This is a genomic window from Streptomyces scabiei 87.22 (assembly GCF_000091305.1).
Lineage (GTDB): Bacteria > Actinomycetota > Actinomycetes > Streptomycetales > Streptomycetaceae > Streptomyces > Streptomyces scabiei.
In genome coordinates, this window is record NC_013929.1 from 8,711,087 (window position 1) to 8,726,373 (window position 15,287).

General features: G+C 74.4%; 8 protein-coding genes. 2 read left to right on the plus strand and 6 right to left on the minus strand.

All coding sequences use genetic code 11. The features are described 5' to 3' along the window. Positions 1-11 precede the first annotated feature (11 nt). Positions 12-3,161 carry a glycoside hydrolase gene (locus SCAB_RS37775; protein WP_013005304.1) on the minus strand — a complete coding sequence of 1,050 codons (3,150 nt, stop codon included), beginning with the start codon at positions 3,159-3,161 and terminating at the stop codon, positions 12-14. 419 nt (positions 3,162-3,580) lie between these two features. On the opposite strand from SCAB_RS37775, the gene SCAB_RS37780 reads away from it, so the two are divergent. Together SCAB_RS37780 and SCAB_RS37785 are read left to right on the plus strand one after the other, a co-directional pair. Further along, the gene (locus tag SCAB_RS37780) at positions 3,581-4,183 is read left to right on the plus strand and encodes a hypothetical protein (protein ID WP_013005305.1); all 603 of its coding nucleotides are present in this window, start codon (positions 3,581-3,583) and stop codon (positions 4,181-4,183) included. Between the two features lie 111 nt (positions 4,184-4,294). Next, positions 4,295-6,025, plus strand: a complete 1,731-nt coding sequence (locus tag SCAB_RS37785; RefSeq protein ID WP_013005306.1) for a hypothetical protein — start codon at positions 4,295-4,297, stop codon at positions 6,023-6,025. A 93-nt stretch (positions 6,026-6,118) separates the two neighbouring features. Here SCAB_RS37785 and SCAB_RS37790 read toward each other — a convergent pair whose 3' ends face one another. The 5 genes from SCAB_RS37790 to SCAB_RS37810 all read right to left on the minus strand — a co-directional run bounded on the left by SCAB_RS37790 (position 6,119) and on the right by SCAB_RS37810 (position 15,255). Beyond that, on the minus strand, positions 6,119-6,760 hold the full coding sequence (locus tag SCAB_RS37790) for a cutinase family protein (protein WP_013005307.1): 642 nt from the start codon (positions 6,758-6,760) through the stop codon (positions 6,119-6,121). A 253-nt stretch (positions 6,761-7,013) separates the two neighbouring features. Further along, on the minus strand, positions 7,014-8,246 hold the full coding sequence (locus SCAB_RS37795) for a PucR family transcriptional regulator (protein ID WP_046773225.1): 1,233 nt from the start codon (positions 8,244-8,246) through the stop codon (positions 7,014-7,016). A gap of 122 nt (positions 8,247-8,368) precedes the next feature. Then, on the minus strand, positions 8,369-9,403 hold the full coding sequence (locus SCAB_RS37800; protein WP_013005309.1) for an alpha/beta hydrolase: 1,035 nt from the start codon (positions 9,401-9,403) through the stop codon (positions 8,369-8,371). Between the two features lie 21 nt (positions 9,404-9,424). After that, positions 9,425-13,510 (minus strand): type I polyketide synthase, encoded by a 4,086-nt coding sequence (locus tag SCAB_RS37805; protein ID WP_013005310.1) that lies wholly within the window; start codon positions 13,508-13,510, stop codon positions 9,425-9,427. Beyond that, entirely contained in the window at positions 13,507-15,255 is a 1,749-nt protein-coding gene (locus SCAB_RS37810; protein ID WP_037727578.1) for a fatty acyl-AMP ligase, read from the minus strand. The genes SCAB_RS37805 and SCAB_RS37810 overlap by 4 nt, the downstream gene beginning before the upstream one ends. Positions 15,256-15,287: the final 32 nt, after the last annotated feature.

Consider the following 15,287-nt stretch of genomic DNA (forward strand, 5'->3'; position numbering starts at 1 on the left):
CGGTCGGGTCATCAGCCCCGCACCAGCTCGATCCGGTACTTCCGGGTCTGGGAACCGTCCTCGCCGCGCACGGTGACCACGGCCGAGGCCCCGCCGGAGGCGTCGCTCCGGTCCACGGTGACGGCCGCGTACGGGTCGCGCGCCGTCGCCGTGACCTCCGCCCGGCCCGGGTCGTCGGTGACGACCCGGTAGTCGGTGGTACCGGGGTCGAAGGAGCCGACCGGCTTCCCGTCCACCTCGACGGAGGAGGCGGCGGCGTCGGAGGAGACACCGGGAGCTTTGGCGTACACCTCGATCTCGCCCATGGTGATGTAGCCGCCCTGCCGTGCGGTCATGACCACCCGCACGCCGGTCACCGGGCCCGCGTCGAGGGGGACGTCGATCACCGGGGTGCCCTCGGTGCCGACCGTGACCGGGCCGCCCGCGTCGGTCCACGGGCCGTCCGCCGTCTTCCTGACCTGGATCTTCAGGCTCTGCGGGAAGGAGACGTTGGTGCCGTCCCGGTGGAAGTGGGCGACGACCCGGCTCAGGTCGCGGGCCTTCGGCAGACCGAAGGTGATGGTGTCGGACGGGTTCTTGGTGCCCGACCTCCAGTTGGACCAGGCCTTCTCGGCGGTGTTGCCGTTGCGCAGCCGCTCGGCGGAGTAGCCGCTCTCGGTGTAGGTGGCGGCGACGCCGACACCCGGGTCGGGTGCGATGTTGGTCTCCGAGGCCCTGGTCACCTGGACGCGGACGGCCGCGTCGACCGTGGAGCCGTCGACGACCTCCGCCCTGCCGGTCAGGGTCACGACGCCCTTCTCGTCGAACGCCCCGTCGGCGGCCCGGTCCCAGGTCACCGGGAGGGCGGTGCGTCCGCCGTCCCGGCCGACGCCGGTGACCGTGGCCGGGAGCTCCGGCTCGCCCCCCTCGTAGGTCTTCGCGCGGCCGGGGACGGTCGAGGCGATCGTGTCCACGGTGACCCGGGCCTCCGCCGGGATCCTCCGGCCGAGGACGTCGGTGGCCTCGCCCTGGACGCGTACGGTCCCGGACTTGCGCCACTTGCGGTCCGCCGGCAGCTCCCACACCACCGGCAGGGAGCCCCGGGCTCCGTCGCGGACCACCGGGGTCACCGTCTCCGGCAGCTTCGGCCGCAGCCCCGGGACGGTGAACGCCTCGGCCCGCTCGGTGCTCAGCACGGTCTCGTCGCTCACGGCCCACAGCTGGTTGGCCGCCGAGGTCGGGGTGTACGTCGACACCTTGGCGCCGTCGGCGGACGACTGCCCGATGACGTCGAGGAGCCGGCCGGTGGCGGCGTTCACCAGCGTCCAACTGCCGTCCCCGGTGGTCGACATGAGCCACTGCGCGGCGGCGGGAACCTCACCTGCCCCCGCTTCCTCGAGGACGGCCTGGTTGTCGCGCACGGCGAGCCGCCCGCCGGTGTCCGCGTTGGTCAGGGTGTAGCGCTCACGGTTGCCGGTGCCGGAGGTCAGCTGCTCCACCGACCACAGCTGCCGGGCGCTCGCGGCGTCGGTCGTGCGCAGGACGACCCCGGTGCCGTCCGGCGACGGGGCGAAGGACTTGCCGCTCTGCGTGCCCTGGAGGCGGTAGACATGACCGGGCTGGACGAGGGCGGCGTCCTTGTCCGCGCCCCGGACGCCCTCGACCAGGAACGTGGTGACGGACTTGGCGGGGACGTCGAGGGTGGCCGAGCCGCCGGTCACCGCGACCGGGGTGCCCTTCACGAGGGCGCCGCCCGCGCTCGTCACGACCGGGGTGACGGTGGCGCCCGCGTCGATCTTGCGGAAGCGGGAGAGGTCCAGGGTGACGGAACGGGCGGTGGTGCCGCCGTTCACGTGGACCACGGTGGCCGAACGGCCCGACTTCCTGACGGCGGCGACGCTGGACGGGTCGTCGACCTTCACGAAGTGGTCGCCGGGCCGGATGTGGTGGGTGAAGTTCCGGATGGTGTCGAACTTGGAGTTGGCCCGGATCGGGCAGGTCTCCAGCGTGTCCGTGGCCGTGCAGTTGAACGGGACGTGGATGCTGCCCCAGTTCTTGCCCGCCGCGGCCTGCGGCAGCGCGTCCTCGACCGGCTGCCAGAACACCCAGGCGGACGGCTCCAGTTCGCGCATGTCGTCGACCATGCGGCCGGCGATGCCGAGGCCGGGCTCCATGCCGGTGAAGTCGCTGCCGGTGCCCCAGGTGCCCTCGACCTCGCTCATCCAGAGCTTTTTGTCCGCGCCCTTGGCGATGTCGCGCGCGCTGGTGCGCATGCCGGTGCCGTAGGTGTGCACGTTGAGCTGGGGGACGGCCGCCCGTGCGGAGGCGTCGTAGGCGTTCCAGTTCTGGGTGAAGATCGTCGGGTTGGTCTCGTCCATCGCCGAGATCCGGGCGTCGGTCCTCGCCCCGCGCAGTGCATTCTGCAGGGCGAGGAGCACCTTCTGCTGGAGGGCGGGACCCGCGTGCGCGCCTTCCTGACGGCCGCCGGTGGGCTGGCCGTTCGCGCCGATCTGGGTGCCCCAGTAGTTGGTGTTGGGCTCGTTCAGCGGGGCGATGGTGTCGAAGTCGATACCGTGCCGCTTCTCCATCTCCTCGGTGACCCGCACCAGGTAGGCGGCGAACTCGTCGACGCGGTCCGCGCGGATCTGGTCCGTGTTCGCGTCGAAGCCGCCGGAGACGTACCCGCTGACGGTCTGGAACCAGGGCGGCGAGTTGCTGAACGCCTCCCACTTGGTGATCTTGTCCTTGACCTGGTCCACCCACCAGCGCTGGCCCTGGTCGGCGTTCCAGTCCCAGTGGCCGGGGTTCTCCGGATCCCACCACTCCATGTCCTGGCGGGTGGTGCCCGGCGGGGCCTTCCAGAAGCCGTCCATCGTCGCGCCGGTCTTCATGTAGTCCTTGCGGACGTCCGGGGCGTTGCCGCCGCCGATGTTGTAGCGCGCGATGTTGAGGCGGAGGCCGTCCTCACCGAACAGCATGTCGACGAGCCGTCTTCGGACGGGCTCGGGGTAGCCGCCCGTGGCGTTGGCGAACCAGACGAGGCTGGTGCCCCATCCCTCGAACTCCTGCTGCTGGTACGAGGGGTCGATCCGGACGGTGACGGAGTTCCGCGCCGGGGCCGTCGTGTCCGCGGCGGCCGGCGGGGCCGCCGTCAGACCGGCACCCAGCACGAGGGGGACCACGGGCGCCAAGGCCCTGACGATGCGATGTCGTGGGGTCACGACACTCCCTTCCACAACACGGGGCGAACGCCGTTTCGTTGACATGGCCAAAACACGTGCTTAGCATTCAGGAAACTGAAAGCGCTTTCTAGTCCTCGTTGTTCATGGATTCGCCCGACCGGTCGCACGGCCCGAGAACGTCCTCCACCCGCCCCGGGAGAAACCGTACGAGGTCGTCACGTACCGTCCGTACGCTCGGACGGACCGGCACCGCCGGAGGGACCGACCGCCCCGCCATGACCGCCACCACCGCCGATCGGTTCCCGCTGTACGCCGGCACGGCGGGCCCGTTCCCCGACGGCACGGTGGCCGGGCCGCGCACCGGAACGCCGGGTGCCTGAGCAAGTCCTCCTCCCCCACGAAGCACAGGAGAGAGCCCGATGAACTCACCGCGCACGAAGGTGGTCATGGCCGCGCTGACGGCCGCGCTGCTCGCCGGACCCGGTGTCGCCCAGGCGGCGCCCCAGTCCGCACCCGTTCCCCGGACGCAGGCCGCCGCGGCCACCGTCAGCTGGACCCTCGTCCGGGCGGCCAACCCGACACAGGACCAGCGCACGGCGTACACCCTGATCACCTCGGCCATGAACGCGGCGGTCGCCCGCTACAACAACCTCAGCGACCTCGGCAAGAACATCACCGTCCGCTACGAGCCCGGCGTCCCCACGGCCGACGGGAACCTCAACGGGACCATCCGCTTCGGCAGCAACCGCAGTTACATGAACGAGCGGACCGCGCTGCACGAGATCGCGCACACCATCGGCGTGGGCACCAGCTCCGGCTGGTCCCGGCTGGGCGGCAGCGGCACCTGGACCGGCGCGCGGGCCACGGCGCTGGTGAGGCAGTACGACGGGGCGAGCGCGAAGATCTCCACCGGCGGCGGCCACTTCTGGCCCTACGGACTCAACTACGACAACGAGTACTCCACGACCGCGGCCGACCGGCACGTCCGGATCGTCGCCGCGATGGTGACCGACGGACTGTGAACCGCGGGCGCGGCAGCGGCAGTTGGTGCCTGATGACAAAGGCGCTCGCCGGGCTTGCGTTGTTGTGAGCACGGGGCGGTGGGGTCCGCGCGGCGGTCCTACCGTCCCAGCATGAACACGAGTCGCAGGAGAGGAAAGACCTTCAGGGCGCTGCGGGGCGTCGCGCCGGCGGTGCTGCTGGCCGTCGGGGCGCTCACCGCAGCCGCCCCCGACGCGCGGGGTGCGCAGACGCGGACCGAGACGGCCGTGGCGTCGGCCGGCCCGGTCCGGGGTGTGACAGAGACGATGGTGCGGGTGCGGGCGCCGCTCCCGGCGTCCTTCGGGGCCCGGCCGGCGGCGTGCGACTGGCTGTCGTACCTGCGCTACCGCTCCTCCGGCGGACCGGCCGCCTCGGCCGACGCCGACCGGATCCTCGTCGCCCAGCCGGGCATCCTGGAAGGCGCCGGCGCCTTCGACAGCGTCGCCCGCAACACCGTGGCACGCGCCGCCGCCCAGGGCCGGCACATCGAGTTCTGGGCCCTGGACCGCCGCTCCAACTGCCTGGAGGACCGCACCGGGGTGGCCTCCGACGACCAGCGCACGGCCGTCGACTACTACTACCGGGACAAGCCGGTCGCGGGCCGCACCTTCGACGGGTTCCTCGGCAACGGCGTCCTCGGCTGGATGGCGCGGCTAGGCGTCGAGCGGACCGTCCGCGACCAGTACGACCTGCTCACCGCCGAACTGCCCGACCAGGAGGTGCGCGCGCGGAAGGTGCTGTGCGGCGGCCACTCCCTGGGCGGTGTCGTCACCGGGTACTTCGCGACCGCCGACTTCGACGGCGACCCGACCACCACGGCGGACGCCGGACACCGCCAGTGCGCCGGCTACTTCGCCCTCGACACCACCGTCTCCACCTCCCTCGGGGACCTGAGCGGCAGCATCCCGGACGACACCGGTCTGCCCAACGTCGGCCTCGGCCACGGCGCCGTGCAGGCCGGCCTCGACAGCGGACTGCTGCCGCGCTCGCTGTCCGCGCCGGTGCTCCTCAACCCGGAGACGATGACACTGCTCGCCATCGCCGCCATGGGCGCGCTGCAGGACCCGGACGGCGAGGCGACCCTGCCGGACCAGCTGCCCCGCACCGCCAACATCGACCTCACCAACCGGTTCCTGTTCTCCGAGGACACCCCCACCTTTCTCTCCGGCACCCCGGCGGTGCGGGACTTCCGGCTCTCCAACGAGGCCGTCCTCGGCGCCCTGATGGACGACCACTCCGTACCGCTGGCCTTCCTGCAGAGCAGCGTGGGCTTCTTCGACGGCGGGCCGGTCGTCGACAAGAACTTCCCCGCCGCCAACGGCAGCGGGGCACAACCGGCCCTGCTCGGCCGCGAGTACAAGGCCATCCCCGACCGGCCGGGCGGCCCGCTGTACACCTGGCGGAACTACGACCGCGTCGGCGACGCCGACGACCCCGGGTACCGGTCCGCCGACGGGACACCCTTCACCGACGCGGGCAAGGAGGTCACCGACATCCAGGAGCTGGCCCGCAGCATGGCCCGGCAGCCGCTGGACTTCACCGAGCAGTACTTCCCGACCAAGCTGGTCACCGATCTCCAACTGGCGGACTCGCCCCAGGTGAAGCGGCTCGTCGTCCACCCGGACGGGCTCACCGCCCACCCGACGCTCACCGTGCTCGCGGGCGACGGACTGCTGGCGGGCCGGGTCCCGGCCGGTCTGGATCCCGTGATCGCCGACGGCTACCAGCACCTGGACGTGCTGACCGCCGCGCCCACCCAGAACGACGGCCGTCCCGAGCCCGTCTCCACGAGCCTGACGGAGTTCGCGCGGGACCCCGCGTAACCGGCGCCGTCGTCAGCCTCGTGGCAGAAGGGGCCCGGGAGGATCTCCTCCCGGGCCCTTCGCCGTGCCGTTGGGTTCGTGGGGTCCGCGGGGTCAGATCTTGGTCGCGGCGAAGGCCGCCGCCGCGTCGGCGTTCGCGCGGTAGCCGAGGTGGGCGCCCACGTCGCCGCCGCCGTTCTCGCAGACCGGGTCACCGGCGGCGCAGAAGTCGATGGTGCGGCTCTGGTAGGTGCCGGTGACGCTCTTGCCGATCGCGCGGATCGGGTTGCCGAACAGCAGCACCGCGGAGACCCTCGGTTCCAGCGCCGCCGGAAGGGTGGCCACGATGGGACTGCCGACGACCGCGCCGGCGCTGCTGATACCGATGGAGTTGTCGACGACGTTCGCGCCCTGCGAATAACCGACGAGAACGAAACGCTGGTTCGGGCAGGAGGCGGCCTGGCTCCGGACATGGTTCACCAGATCCGCGTTGCCCTGCGCGGCCGACGTGGGCGAAAGGTCGGCGGGATAGTTCACCTTGTAGCTGGACAGTGACTTGCCCGCGACTTTCTTCTGCAGCGCCGCGTACACGGGGTCGCCGACGATGAAGCCGAGCGTGCCCGGCTCGAAGGTGCCGCGAGCCGAGACGACGTCGATGTCCGTGCAGGCGGCGGCCGTGGCGGTGGGGGTCGCGACGGCGGCCAGACCGGCCCCGCCGACCAACGGGATGGCGGCGAGGTACAAGCGGATACGCATGGGGATCCTTTGAGGGTCGGGCGCGTGGAAGCGCCTGTGGAAAAGGACGTCCCGAAGGTATTCGCCTGGTCGGCCGCGGTGTTATGGACGGGAATTCAGTATTCACCTCCTTTTTTGTGCCGAGTTGAGTCTCCCCGAGAAAGGCAGCCGGAGGCGGGCGGCCCGAAAGGGGCAGTCAGAAATTGGGCAGCCGGAAATGGGCAGCCAGATATGGGCCGACGCAGAGTGGGTCGGCCCCGGTGAGTCGGTTCTTCTATGCGGGGGACGCGTCGTCGTCCCGCAGTGCCTCCGCCCGCAGGGCGAGGATGAGGTCCAGACGGGTGACCGGGTCGTGCAGGGCGTCGCCGAACAGCTTCTCCAGCTGCCGCAGGCGATAGCGAACCGTCTGCGGGTGGACGTGGAGGCGGGCGGCGACGTCGGGCACGTTGCCGCCGCCGAGGAGCCACGCCAGCAGGGTCTCGGCGAGCCGGCCGCGCGGCCCCTCCGCGACCGTGTCCAGCGGCGCCAGCACCTGCGACCGGAGCCGGGCGAGCAGCGGTTCGTCGCTGTGCAGCAGCAGGGTCGACAGATGGTCGGCGCAGCGCACCACGCCCTGCCGGGGCAGGATGCCGCGCCCCATCAGCCCGAGCGCGCGGGTGGCCCACCGCAGGGAACGGGCGGCCTCCGTGAGCGGAACCGAGGGGCCGATCGCCGCCGGCCGCCCCCGCAGCGCGAGCGTGAACGCCCGGCCGCCGAAGCCGCCCGAGCCGTCCGGGTCGGGCACGAGCATCCGTGGCGGCCGGGACTCCATGTCCACCAGCGCCCCGGCGGCCGCCAACGGCCGCTCCTCCCGCTGGTCGGGCGAGGCCGCGAGGACGACGACCGCGACCTGCGCCGGCACCGACCAGCGGGCGCCGTGCGCCAGGTCGCGCACCGCCTCCGGGGACACCGGCCCCTCGCCCAGCAGCAGGGCGAGCAGCCGCCCCCGGCGCCGCTCCAGTTCGTCCGTGCGGCGCAGCTGCCCCTCCGCATACCCCGCCGCCGCGGCCTCGGCCACCTCGTGCACGGTCCGGAACGCCAGTTCGCCCAGTCCGGCCATGACCGAGGAGTCCAGCCCGAGTTCCTCCGTGGTACGGCCCAGCAGCCGCCAGGCGTGCAGCCCTCCGACCCGCAGCGCGGACTGCAGCGTTTCGAGGCTGTGGCCCAGCAGCGCCTCGCCGCGTCCCAGCTCGTGGTAGATCGCGGCGATGGAGTCCCCCCGGGCGCGCGGATCGGCGATGTGGTCGACGAACAGGGTGAGCGCCTGCACCACCCCCGACCTGAGGAGCGCGCGGCTCGCCTCGTCGGCCGCCCGGGCGGCGTACTCCGGGACCTGCCGGCACACCTCCTCCTCCACCTCGTCGGCGACGGACTCCAGTTCGTCGCGCAGCAGCCTGGCCAGTTCGGGCGGCACAGGGGTGGCGCCGGGACCGTTCGGTACGCCGTACGGCGGAGTGGGGGACGCCACGGCGGACCCTCCTTTCACCCGGAAGCGGCTCACCCGCGGGCCGTTGCCCGTGGGGCGAGCGGCAACTCCCGAGTAGGACGCACGCCCCCCGCGCTCCGTTCCGTGCCCCGACGGCACCGGCCTCACGCCGGCACTCCCAACGCACCGGCGAGCATCGGCCACGAGGCGCCGAACTCCCGCTTCCAGTAGGCCCAGCCGTGCCCGCCGCCGGCGTAGAAGTGCGTGGTGACCGGCACGCGGAGCAGGGCGAGCGTGTCCGTGAAGGCATGGGCGGACGGCCAGAGCAGGCTCTCCAGCGCCTCCGGGAGCCAGTCGCCGAGACCGCCGACCACTCCGCTGCCGCTCGACACGTACAGGGCGGTGCCGCGCAGTCCCGCCGCCCGGGAACGCGGGTTGAAGTCCCGCCAGGTGAGAAGGTCGAGGATCGGGTTGCCCCACAGCGACCGGGGGGCCAGGTTCTCGCGGTCGACGATGGCGTCCATCAGGCTCGGCACCCCGGGTGCCATGGTGTCCAGGATGCCGCTGTACGAGGCCGCCGCCGCGTACGTCCCCGGGTGCCGCGCCGCGTGCGCCATCGCGCCGTAGCCGCCGGTGGAGACCCCGGCGACCACCCGGACGCCGGAGGCGCGGTAGTCGCGGGCGAGCAGCGCCGGGACCTCGGAGACCTGGAACGTCTCGTAGTCCGGGCCGTCGCGCCAGGCGGTCGGGATGCCGGTGGGTCCCGCGTCCGGCATCGCCACGATCAGTTCCCGGCCCGCCGTGAACGCCTCGATGTCCGTCTCACGGGTCCACGACGTGTGGTCGTCGTGGGCGCCGTGGAGCAGATACAGCACGGGGTAGGTCCGCGCGGGCCGCGCGTCGAAGGAGGAGGGGAGGATCAGCCGGACCGGGGCGTTCCGGCCGAGGGCGGCGGACGGGAGGGAGACGTCGAGGGTCCGGGCGCCGAGGCGGGTGACGGACCGGCCGCCGGGTACCGGCGCGGTCCGGGCGCGGGGTGCGGTCCCGGGGGTGGCCGCGGCGGCGGTCCTCGCGGTGCTGGCCCCGACGAGGGCGGCCAGGGCGGTGGCGGCGGCCGCTCTCGTGACGGAGCGCCGGGACGACCCGGTGGTGCCGTTCCGTCGGCCGGTGCGGGGGCTGTGGTTCACGGGGTCGGTCATGGCGGCTCTCCTCGGATCGGTTCAGCGGGTCTCCCCGGCGAGCCGCCACCGCAGATCGGCGGCGATCTCGTCGACGTACGGCGGGTCGAGCAGCGAGAGATGGTGGCCCGCGACCCGGACGACGGTCAGGCGCGGGCACACCTCGTCCCACCCGAGCGCCTCGTCCTCCCGCTCGTACGCGGGGTCGCGCACGGTGTGCGGGGCGGGCTCGGTGGCCCGGTAGAGCACGACCTGCCCGTCGTACCGGCCCGGCCGGTGCGCCTCGCCGATCCGCAGGTCCAGATAGGAGGCCCGTTGGTGGTCGAGGACCGCCGACGGGACGTCGGCCGCCCCGCTCAGAGCCCGCAGCACGGCATCGATGCGCTCGGCGTCGTCCTCGGTCGCGGCCAGCTCGTCGTACGGCAGGTCCAGTGCGACCCCGTACGTGTCGGCGACGTGGCGGGCGAAACCGGTGAAGTGCGCGCGGATCCGTTCGGCCCCGGTGCCCTCGGGACGGGGGAGCGGCCGTACGGAGTCGAGGAGCAGCACCAGCCGTACGTCACGCCCCGCGGCCGTCAGCAGACGCGCCGCCTCCTGGGCGACGAAGCCGCCGAACGACCAACCGCCCAGCAGGCAGGGCCCCTCGGGATGGGCGGCGGCCACCGCGTCGGCGTACCGGCGGGCCTTCTCGACGACCGTACGGGCCTCGTCGGCCCGCTCCAGCCCGTACACCGGCCGTTCCCCGCCGAGCCGTTCCACGAGCGACCGGTACACGTCGGTGGTGCCGCCCGCCGCGTGGACGAGGAAGAGCGGGGAGGAGGGGCCCGAGGCGTGCAGGGGGTGGAGCAGCGGGTGGGGGCCGGGGAGTCCGGTGAGAGTGGTTTCCTCGGTGGCCGTCGCCCCGGCCGGCAGTGCGCGCTGGATGCGGGCCGCCGTGACCTCGACGGTGCCCGCGCCCAGCAGGTCGCGCAGGGGGAGCTGGATCCCGAACTCGCGTTCCAGGGCGGTGCGGATACGGACGGCCATCAGGGAGTCCAGGCCCAGTTCGGCGAGGCCGGTGGCCGGGGTGACGCGCGCCGCGGGGTGTCCGGTGACGGCGGCGATGCGGTGGCGGAGCCGGTCGGTGACCGAGGTACGGTCCTCCGTCCGCCCCTCCTCCGGCCGCGCCGCCAGGTGATCCCGGGCGGCGGCCCCGGCGTCCACGGCCCCGGCGGCGGACGGCTCCGGCGCCGCACCGCCCGCCGTCCGGTCGGTCCACCAGTGCCGCGTGTGCCGCCAGCGGGGTCCGGGCAGGTCGATGACGCGGCCCGGGGGCACGGGGAGCCGCAGCCCGGCGGTGTGCAGGACGCCCACCTGGGTGAGGAAGCCCGCGGCGGAGTCGGCATCGCGGCGGAGGGTGCCGAGGGCGAGGGACCCGGGCGCGGTGTCCGTGATCGCCCGGGTCAGGACCGGGTGGGGCGAGAGTTCGACGAACGCGGTGTGGCCGTCGGCGGCGGCTGCCGCGACCGCCCGGTCCAGACGTACCGGTCTGCGCAGATTGGCGGCCCAGTGCGCCGCGTCGAACACGCCGTGGCCGCGCGGGTCGTCCAGCACGGTGGAGTACACGGGGACGTGGGCGGGTCCGCCCCGGACGTCCGCCAGCTCCGCCGTCAGCTCCGGCAGCAGCGGCTCCACCTGCGGCGAGTGACCCGCCCCGACCACCCGCATCGCCCGCGCGGCCCGCCCCTCGGCCTCCAGCCGGCTCACCAGCCGGGCCACCTGCTCCTCCCGGCCGGTCACGACCTTCTGGCCGGGCGAGGAGTGCACGGCGACATGAACATCCGGGAAATCCCGTGCCAGGGCGTCGAGTTCGTCGTCGGCGAGGTCCACCACCGCCATGGCCCCGCCCCGCAGCCGGCCGAGCAGCCGGGCCCGTACGGCGACCACACGAGCCCCGTCCGCCACCTCCAGCGCGCCCGCGCACACCGCGGCGGCCACCTCGCCCAGGGAGTGCCCGATGACGGCGGCGGGCTCGGCGCCGTGCGCCCGCCACAGCTCCGCCAGCGCCAACTGCAGCCCGAAGAGCACGGGTTGGGCGATCTCCAGGCGGTCGAGGCCGCCGCCGGTGGCCAGCTGGTCGTAGAGGGAGAACCCGCACTCAGGGGCCAGCTGCGCGTCCAGCTTCTCCACGGCGGCGGCGAAGGCCGGCTCCTCGGCGAGGAGCCGGCGCCCCATGCCGGGCCACTGACTGCCGTACCCGGAGAACACCCACACCGGGCCGGGCCCGAGGCGGTCCCCGTCGCCCACGACGACCTGCGCGTGCGGCTGCCCACCGGCCAACGCGCGCAACCCGTCGGCCAGTTCGGCCGGAGCGCCGGCCACGACCGCGGCCCGCACCCTTCCCCGGCCCGCGCGTCCGGCGAGGGTGCGTGCCACGTCGCCCGGGTGTGCGGCGCGCCCCTCGGGCGTGTCCAGCCAGTCGGCCAGCCGGGCGGCGGTGTCGCGGACCCGGGCGGGACCGGCGTCGGAGAGGAGGTGCAGGCGGGCGGCGGGTTCCTGTGCCGGGGGCGGGAGAGCGGCGTCGGGCGGCCACTCCTCCAGCACCGCGTGGGCGTTGGTGCCGCCGAACCCGAACCCGGAGACCCCGGCCGTGGCGGTGCCGCCGTACCGGGGCCACGGCTCGGCCTCCGTCACCACCCGCAGCGGTGTGCCGTCCTCCAGGGAGCTGCCCCCGGCGCAGTGCAGCGTGGGCGGGATCAGGTCGTGGTGGAGCGCGAGCACCGTCTTCACCAGTCCGGCCATGCCCGCGGCGGACTCCAGGTGGCCCAGGTTGCCCTTGACGGAGCCGAGCAGCAGGGGCTGGTCGGGGTCACGGCCGCGGCCGAGGACGGCACCGAGCGCGCCCGCCTCGATCGGGTCGCCGAGCGGGGTGCCGGTGCCGTGGGCCTCGACGTGGTCCATGTGCGCGGGGGAGAGGCCGGCCCGGGCGCAGGCGGTGGTCAGCAGGGCCCGTTGGGCGGCCGGGTTGGGGGCCAGGAGGCCGCCCGAACGGCCGTCGGAGTTGACGGCGGTGGCCCGCACGACGGCGAGGATCCGGTCGCCGTCCCGCTCGGCGTCGCAGAGCCGTTTCAGCAGGACGGCCGCGCACCCCTCGCCCCGGCCGATCCCGTCGGCGGCCGCCGAGAACGGCTTGCACCGCCCGTCGGGTGCGAGGGCGCCCGCCCGCCGGAACGCGACCGTGACGGCCGGGGAGAGCACCAGGTTGACCCCGGCGGCGATCGCGAGGTCGCTCTCGCCCGTGCGCAGGCTGACACAGGCGTGGTGCACGGCCACCAGCGACGACGAACAGGCGGTGTCGACGGCCATGCTCGGCCCGCGCGTGTCCAGGACGTACGCCAGCCGCCCCGCCGTCACGCTCAGCGCCCCGCCGGCCGGCGCCCAGGGGTCGACGGCGGCCGGATCGGCGCCGGTGAGCTGCCCGTAGTCGGACGCGGAGACCCCGACGAAGACACCGGTGGCGCTGCCCGAGAGGGACGCGGCCGGGACGGCGGCATGATCGAGCGTCTCGTGGACCACCTCCAGCAGGATCCGCTGCTGCGGGTCCATCACCGCGGCCTCGCGCGGGGTGATCCGGAAGAAGTCCGCGTCGAACCCGGCGATGTCGTCCAGGTAGCCGCCGAAGGGGAGCGCGTCGGCGGGCGGGTACGGCGTGAAGTCCCGCCAGCGGTCCTCCGGGACCCGCCGGATCGCGTCGACGCCGTCGAGGAGCGCCCGCCAGTACTCCGCCGGCCCGCGCACACCTCCGGGCAGCCGGCAGCCGACCCCGACCACCGCGACCGGTTCGCCGGGCGACACGGGAGCCCCCGGGGGCGGGCCCGGAGCGGAGGCGGGGTCCGTCCGCGTACCGCACAGCAGCGCCACCAGCGCGTCCCCGGTGGTCGCCTCCCACAGCAGCGTCGCCGGCAGCTCCCGGCCCGTCGCCCGGGACAGCTCCCCGGCGAGGGCGACCGCCTCCCGCGAGGACATGCCGAGATCCGCGAGCGGCCGGTCCATCGGCACGTCCGCGGCGGCCGTGCCGCCCCAGAGGGCCACCCGCTCGGCGATCAGCCGCCGCAGCCCGCCCGCCGCGCCGTCCCCGACGGCCCTCATCCCGCGACCCCCGCCGCATAGGCACCGGCCAGATAGCGTTCCCGGGTCAGCGTCCGCGAGACCTTCCCGCTGGACGTACGGGGCACCGTCCCCGGCGGGACGAGGACGACGTCGGCGAGCCGCAGCCCGTGCCGGGCGGAGACGGCCGCGCGCACGGTCCGTACGAGGGCCGGTACGTCGAGGTCGGCGACCGGCACGCCGCGCGCGTGCTCCGCGACCACGACCACCCGTTCCCCGGAGCCGTCCGGCACCCCGAACGCGGCGAGCCGGTCCCGCCGCACGGCCGGATGCGTCTCCTGGGCCGTGGCCTCCACGTCCTGCGGGTAGTGGTTGCGTCCGTCGACGACGATGAGGTCCTTCAGCCGCCCGGTGACGAGCAACTGCCCGTCCAGCACCGTCCCCAGGTCACCGGTCCGCAGCCACGCGCCCGGCTCCGCCGTGACCCCGGCCGGTTCGGCGCCGAAGACGCGCCGCGTCAGCCCCTCCTGGCCCCGGTACCCCCGCCCCACGTTGGGCCCGCGCACCCAGATCTCGCCGACCTCGCCGTCCGCCGTCGCGGCCCGGGACACCGGGTCCGTGATGCGTATCCGCTGGCCCGCCGGCGTGCCGCAGCCGGCCAGCAGCACCGCCCTCGGGTCGTCGGGCCGTGCGGGCAGGGCCCTGCCCGCCGCCAGGGCGTCACGGTCGAGCGCGAACGCGCGCACCGGGCCCCCGGGCCGGGCGGCACTGACGAAGACGGTCGCCTCCGCCAGCCCGTACGACGGACAGTGCGTCCCCGCGGGGAGCCCCTGCGCGGCGAACGCGGCGTGGAAACGGTCCGCCGTGCCGGGGCGCACCGGCTCGCTGCCGTTGATCAGCGCGTGGACCCCGCCCAGCCGCAGTCCGGCCTTCTGTGCCTCGGTGACCGTCGCGGCGCAGTAGTCGTAGGCGAAGTTGGGCGCCGCGCTCAACGCGCGCGGGTGCGCGGCCAGCAGCCGCAGCCAGCGCGCCGGCTCGTGCAGGAACGCCACGGGGTCCATGAGCACCGACAGCAGCCCGCGCACCACCGGGGCCGCGACACTCAGCACCAGGCCCATGTCGTGGTAGAGCGGCAGCCAGCCCACGAACGTCACCGGATGCGCGTCGGCACCGTAGGCGGCCAGCGCCTGGCGGGCGTTGGCGACGACATTGCCATGGGTGATCTCCACGCCGGCCGGGGTGCGGGTCGAGCCGGAGGTGTACTGGAGGTAGGCGAGGGCGTCGGCGTCGGGCACCGGGGCCCGCGCTTCGCCGGCCGCGGCGTCGGGCACCTGGTCGACGGCGACAACCTTCATGTCCCGTCCCGCGCACGCCGCGCGCACCTCGGCGAGGGCTTGGCCGGTCGTGACGACGACCGCCGGGGACGCGTCCGTCAGGACCGCCGACAGCCGGTCGCCCTGGCCGGGCAGACCGGGCGGGTGCAGCGGTACGGCGACCAGGCCGGCGGCGAGCGCCCCGAGGAAGGCGGTGACGTAGTCCGTGCCCTGCGGGCACAGCACCGCGACCCGCGCCCCCGGCTTGGCCTCCGCCGCGAGCCGGGCGGCCACGGCCCGCATCCGCAGATCCAGCCTGCGCCAGGTCAGGGTGCGGTGGACGCCCCGCGAATGCGGAGCCGGATGGTCGACGAAGGTGAACGCCCGGCGGTCGGGGGTGGTCTCGGCCCAGTGCCGCACGTACTCCGGCAGACTGCGGAACACGGGCGCGAGCGGGGGGCGTCGGCTGTCCATCGGGCATGGCTCCTCACGTCGCGGGGACGGCT

Bases quoted from the DNA above. Each gene is read 5' to 3' on its own strand.
- SCAB_RS37800 (WP_013005309.1), bottom strand. From the start codon at position 9,403: ATGACCGACCCCGTGAACCACAGCCCCCGCACCGGCCGACGGAACGGC.
- SCAB_RS37780 (WP_013005305.1), top strand. From the start codon at position 3,581: ATGAACTCACCGCGCACGAAGGTGGTCATGGCCGCGCTGACGGCCGCG.
- SCAB_RS37790 (WP_013005307.1), bottom strand. From the start codon at position 6,760: ATGCGTATCCGCTTGTACCTCGCCGCCATCCCGTTGGTCGGCGGGGCC.
- SCAB_RS37805 (WP_013005310.1), bottom strand. From the start codon at position 13,510: ATGAGGGCCGTCGGGGACGGCGCGGCGGGCGGGCTGCGGCGGCTGATC.
- SCAB_RS37785 (WP_013005306.1), top strand. From the start codon at position 4,295: ATGAACACGAGTCGCAGGAGAGGAAAGACCTTCAGGGCGCTGCGGGGC.
- SCAB_RS37810 (WP_037727578.1), bottom strand. From the start codon at position 15,255: ATGGACAGCCGACGCCCCCCGCTCGCGCCCGTGTTCCGCAGTCTGCCG.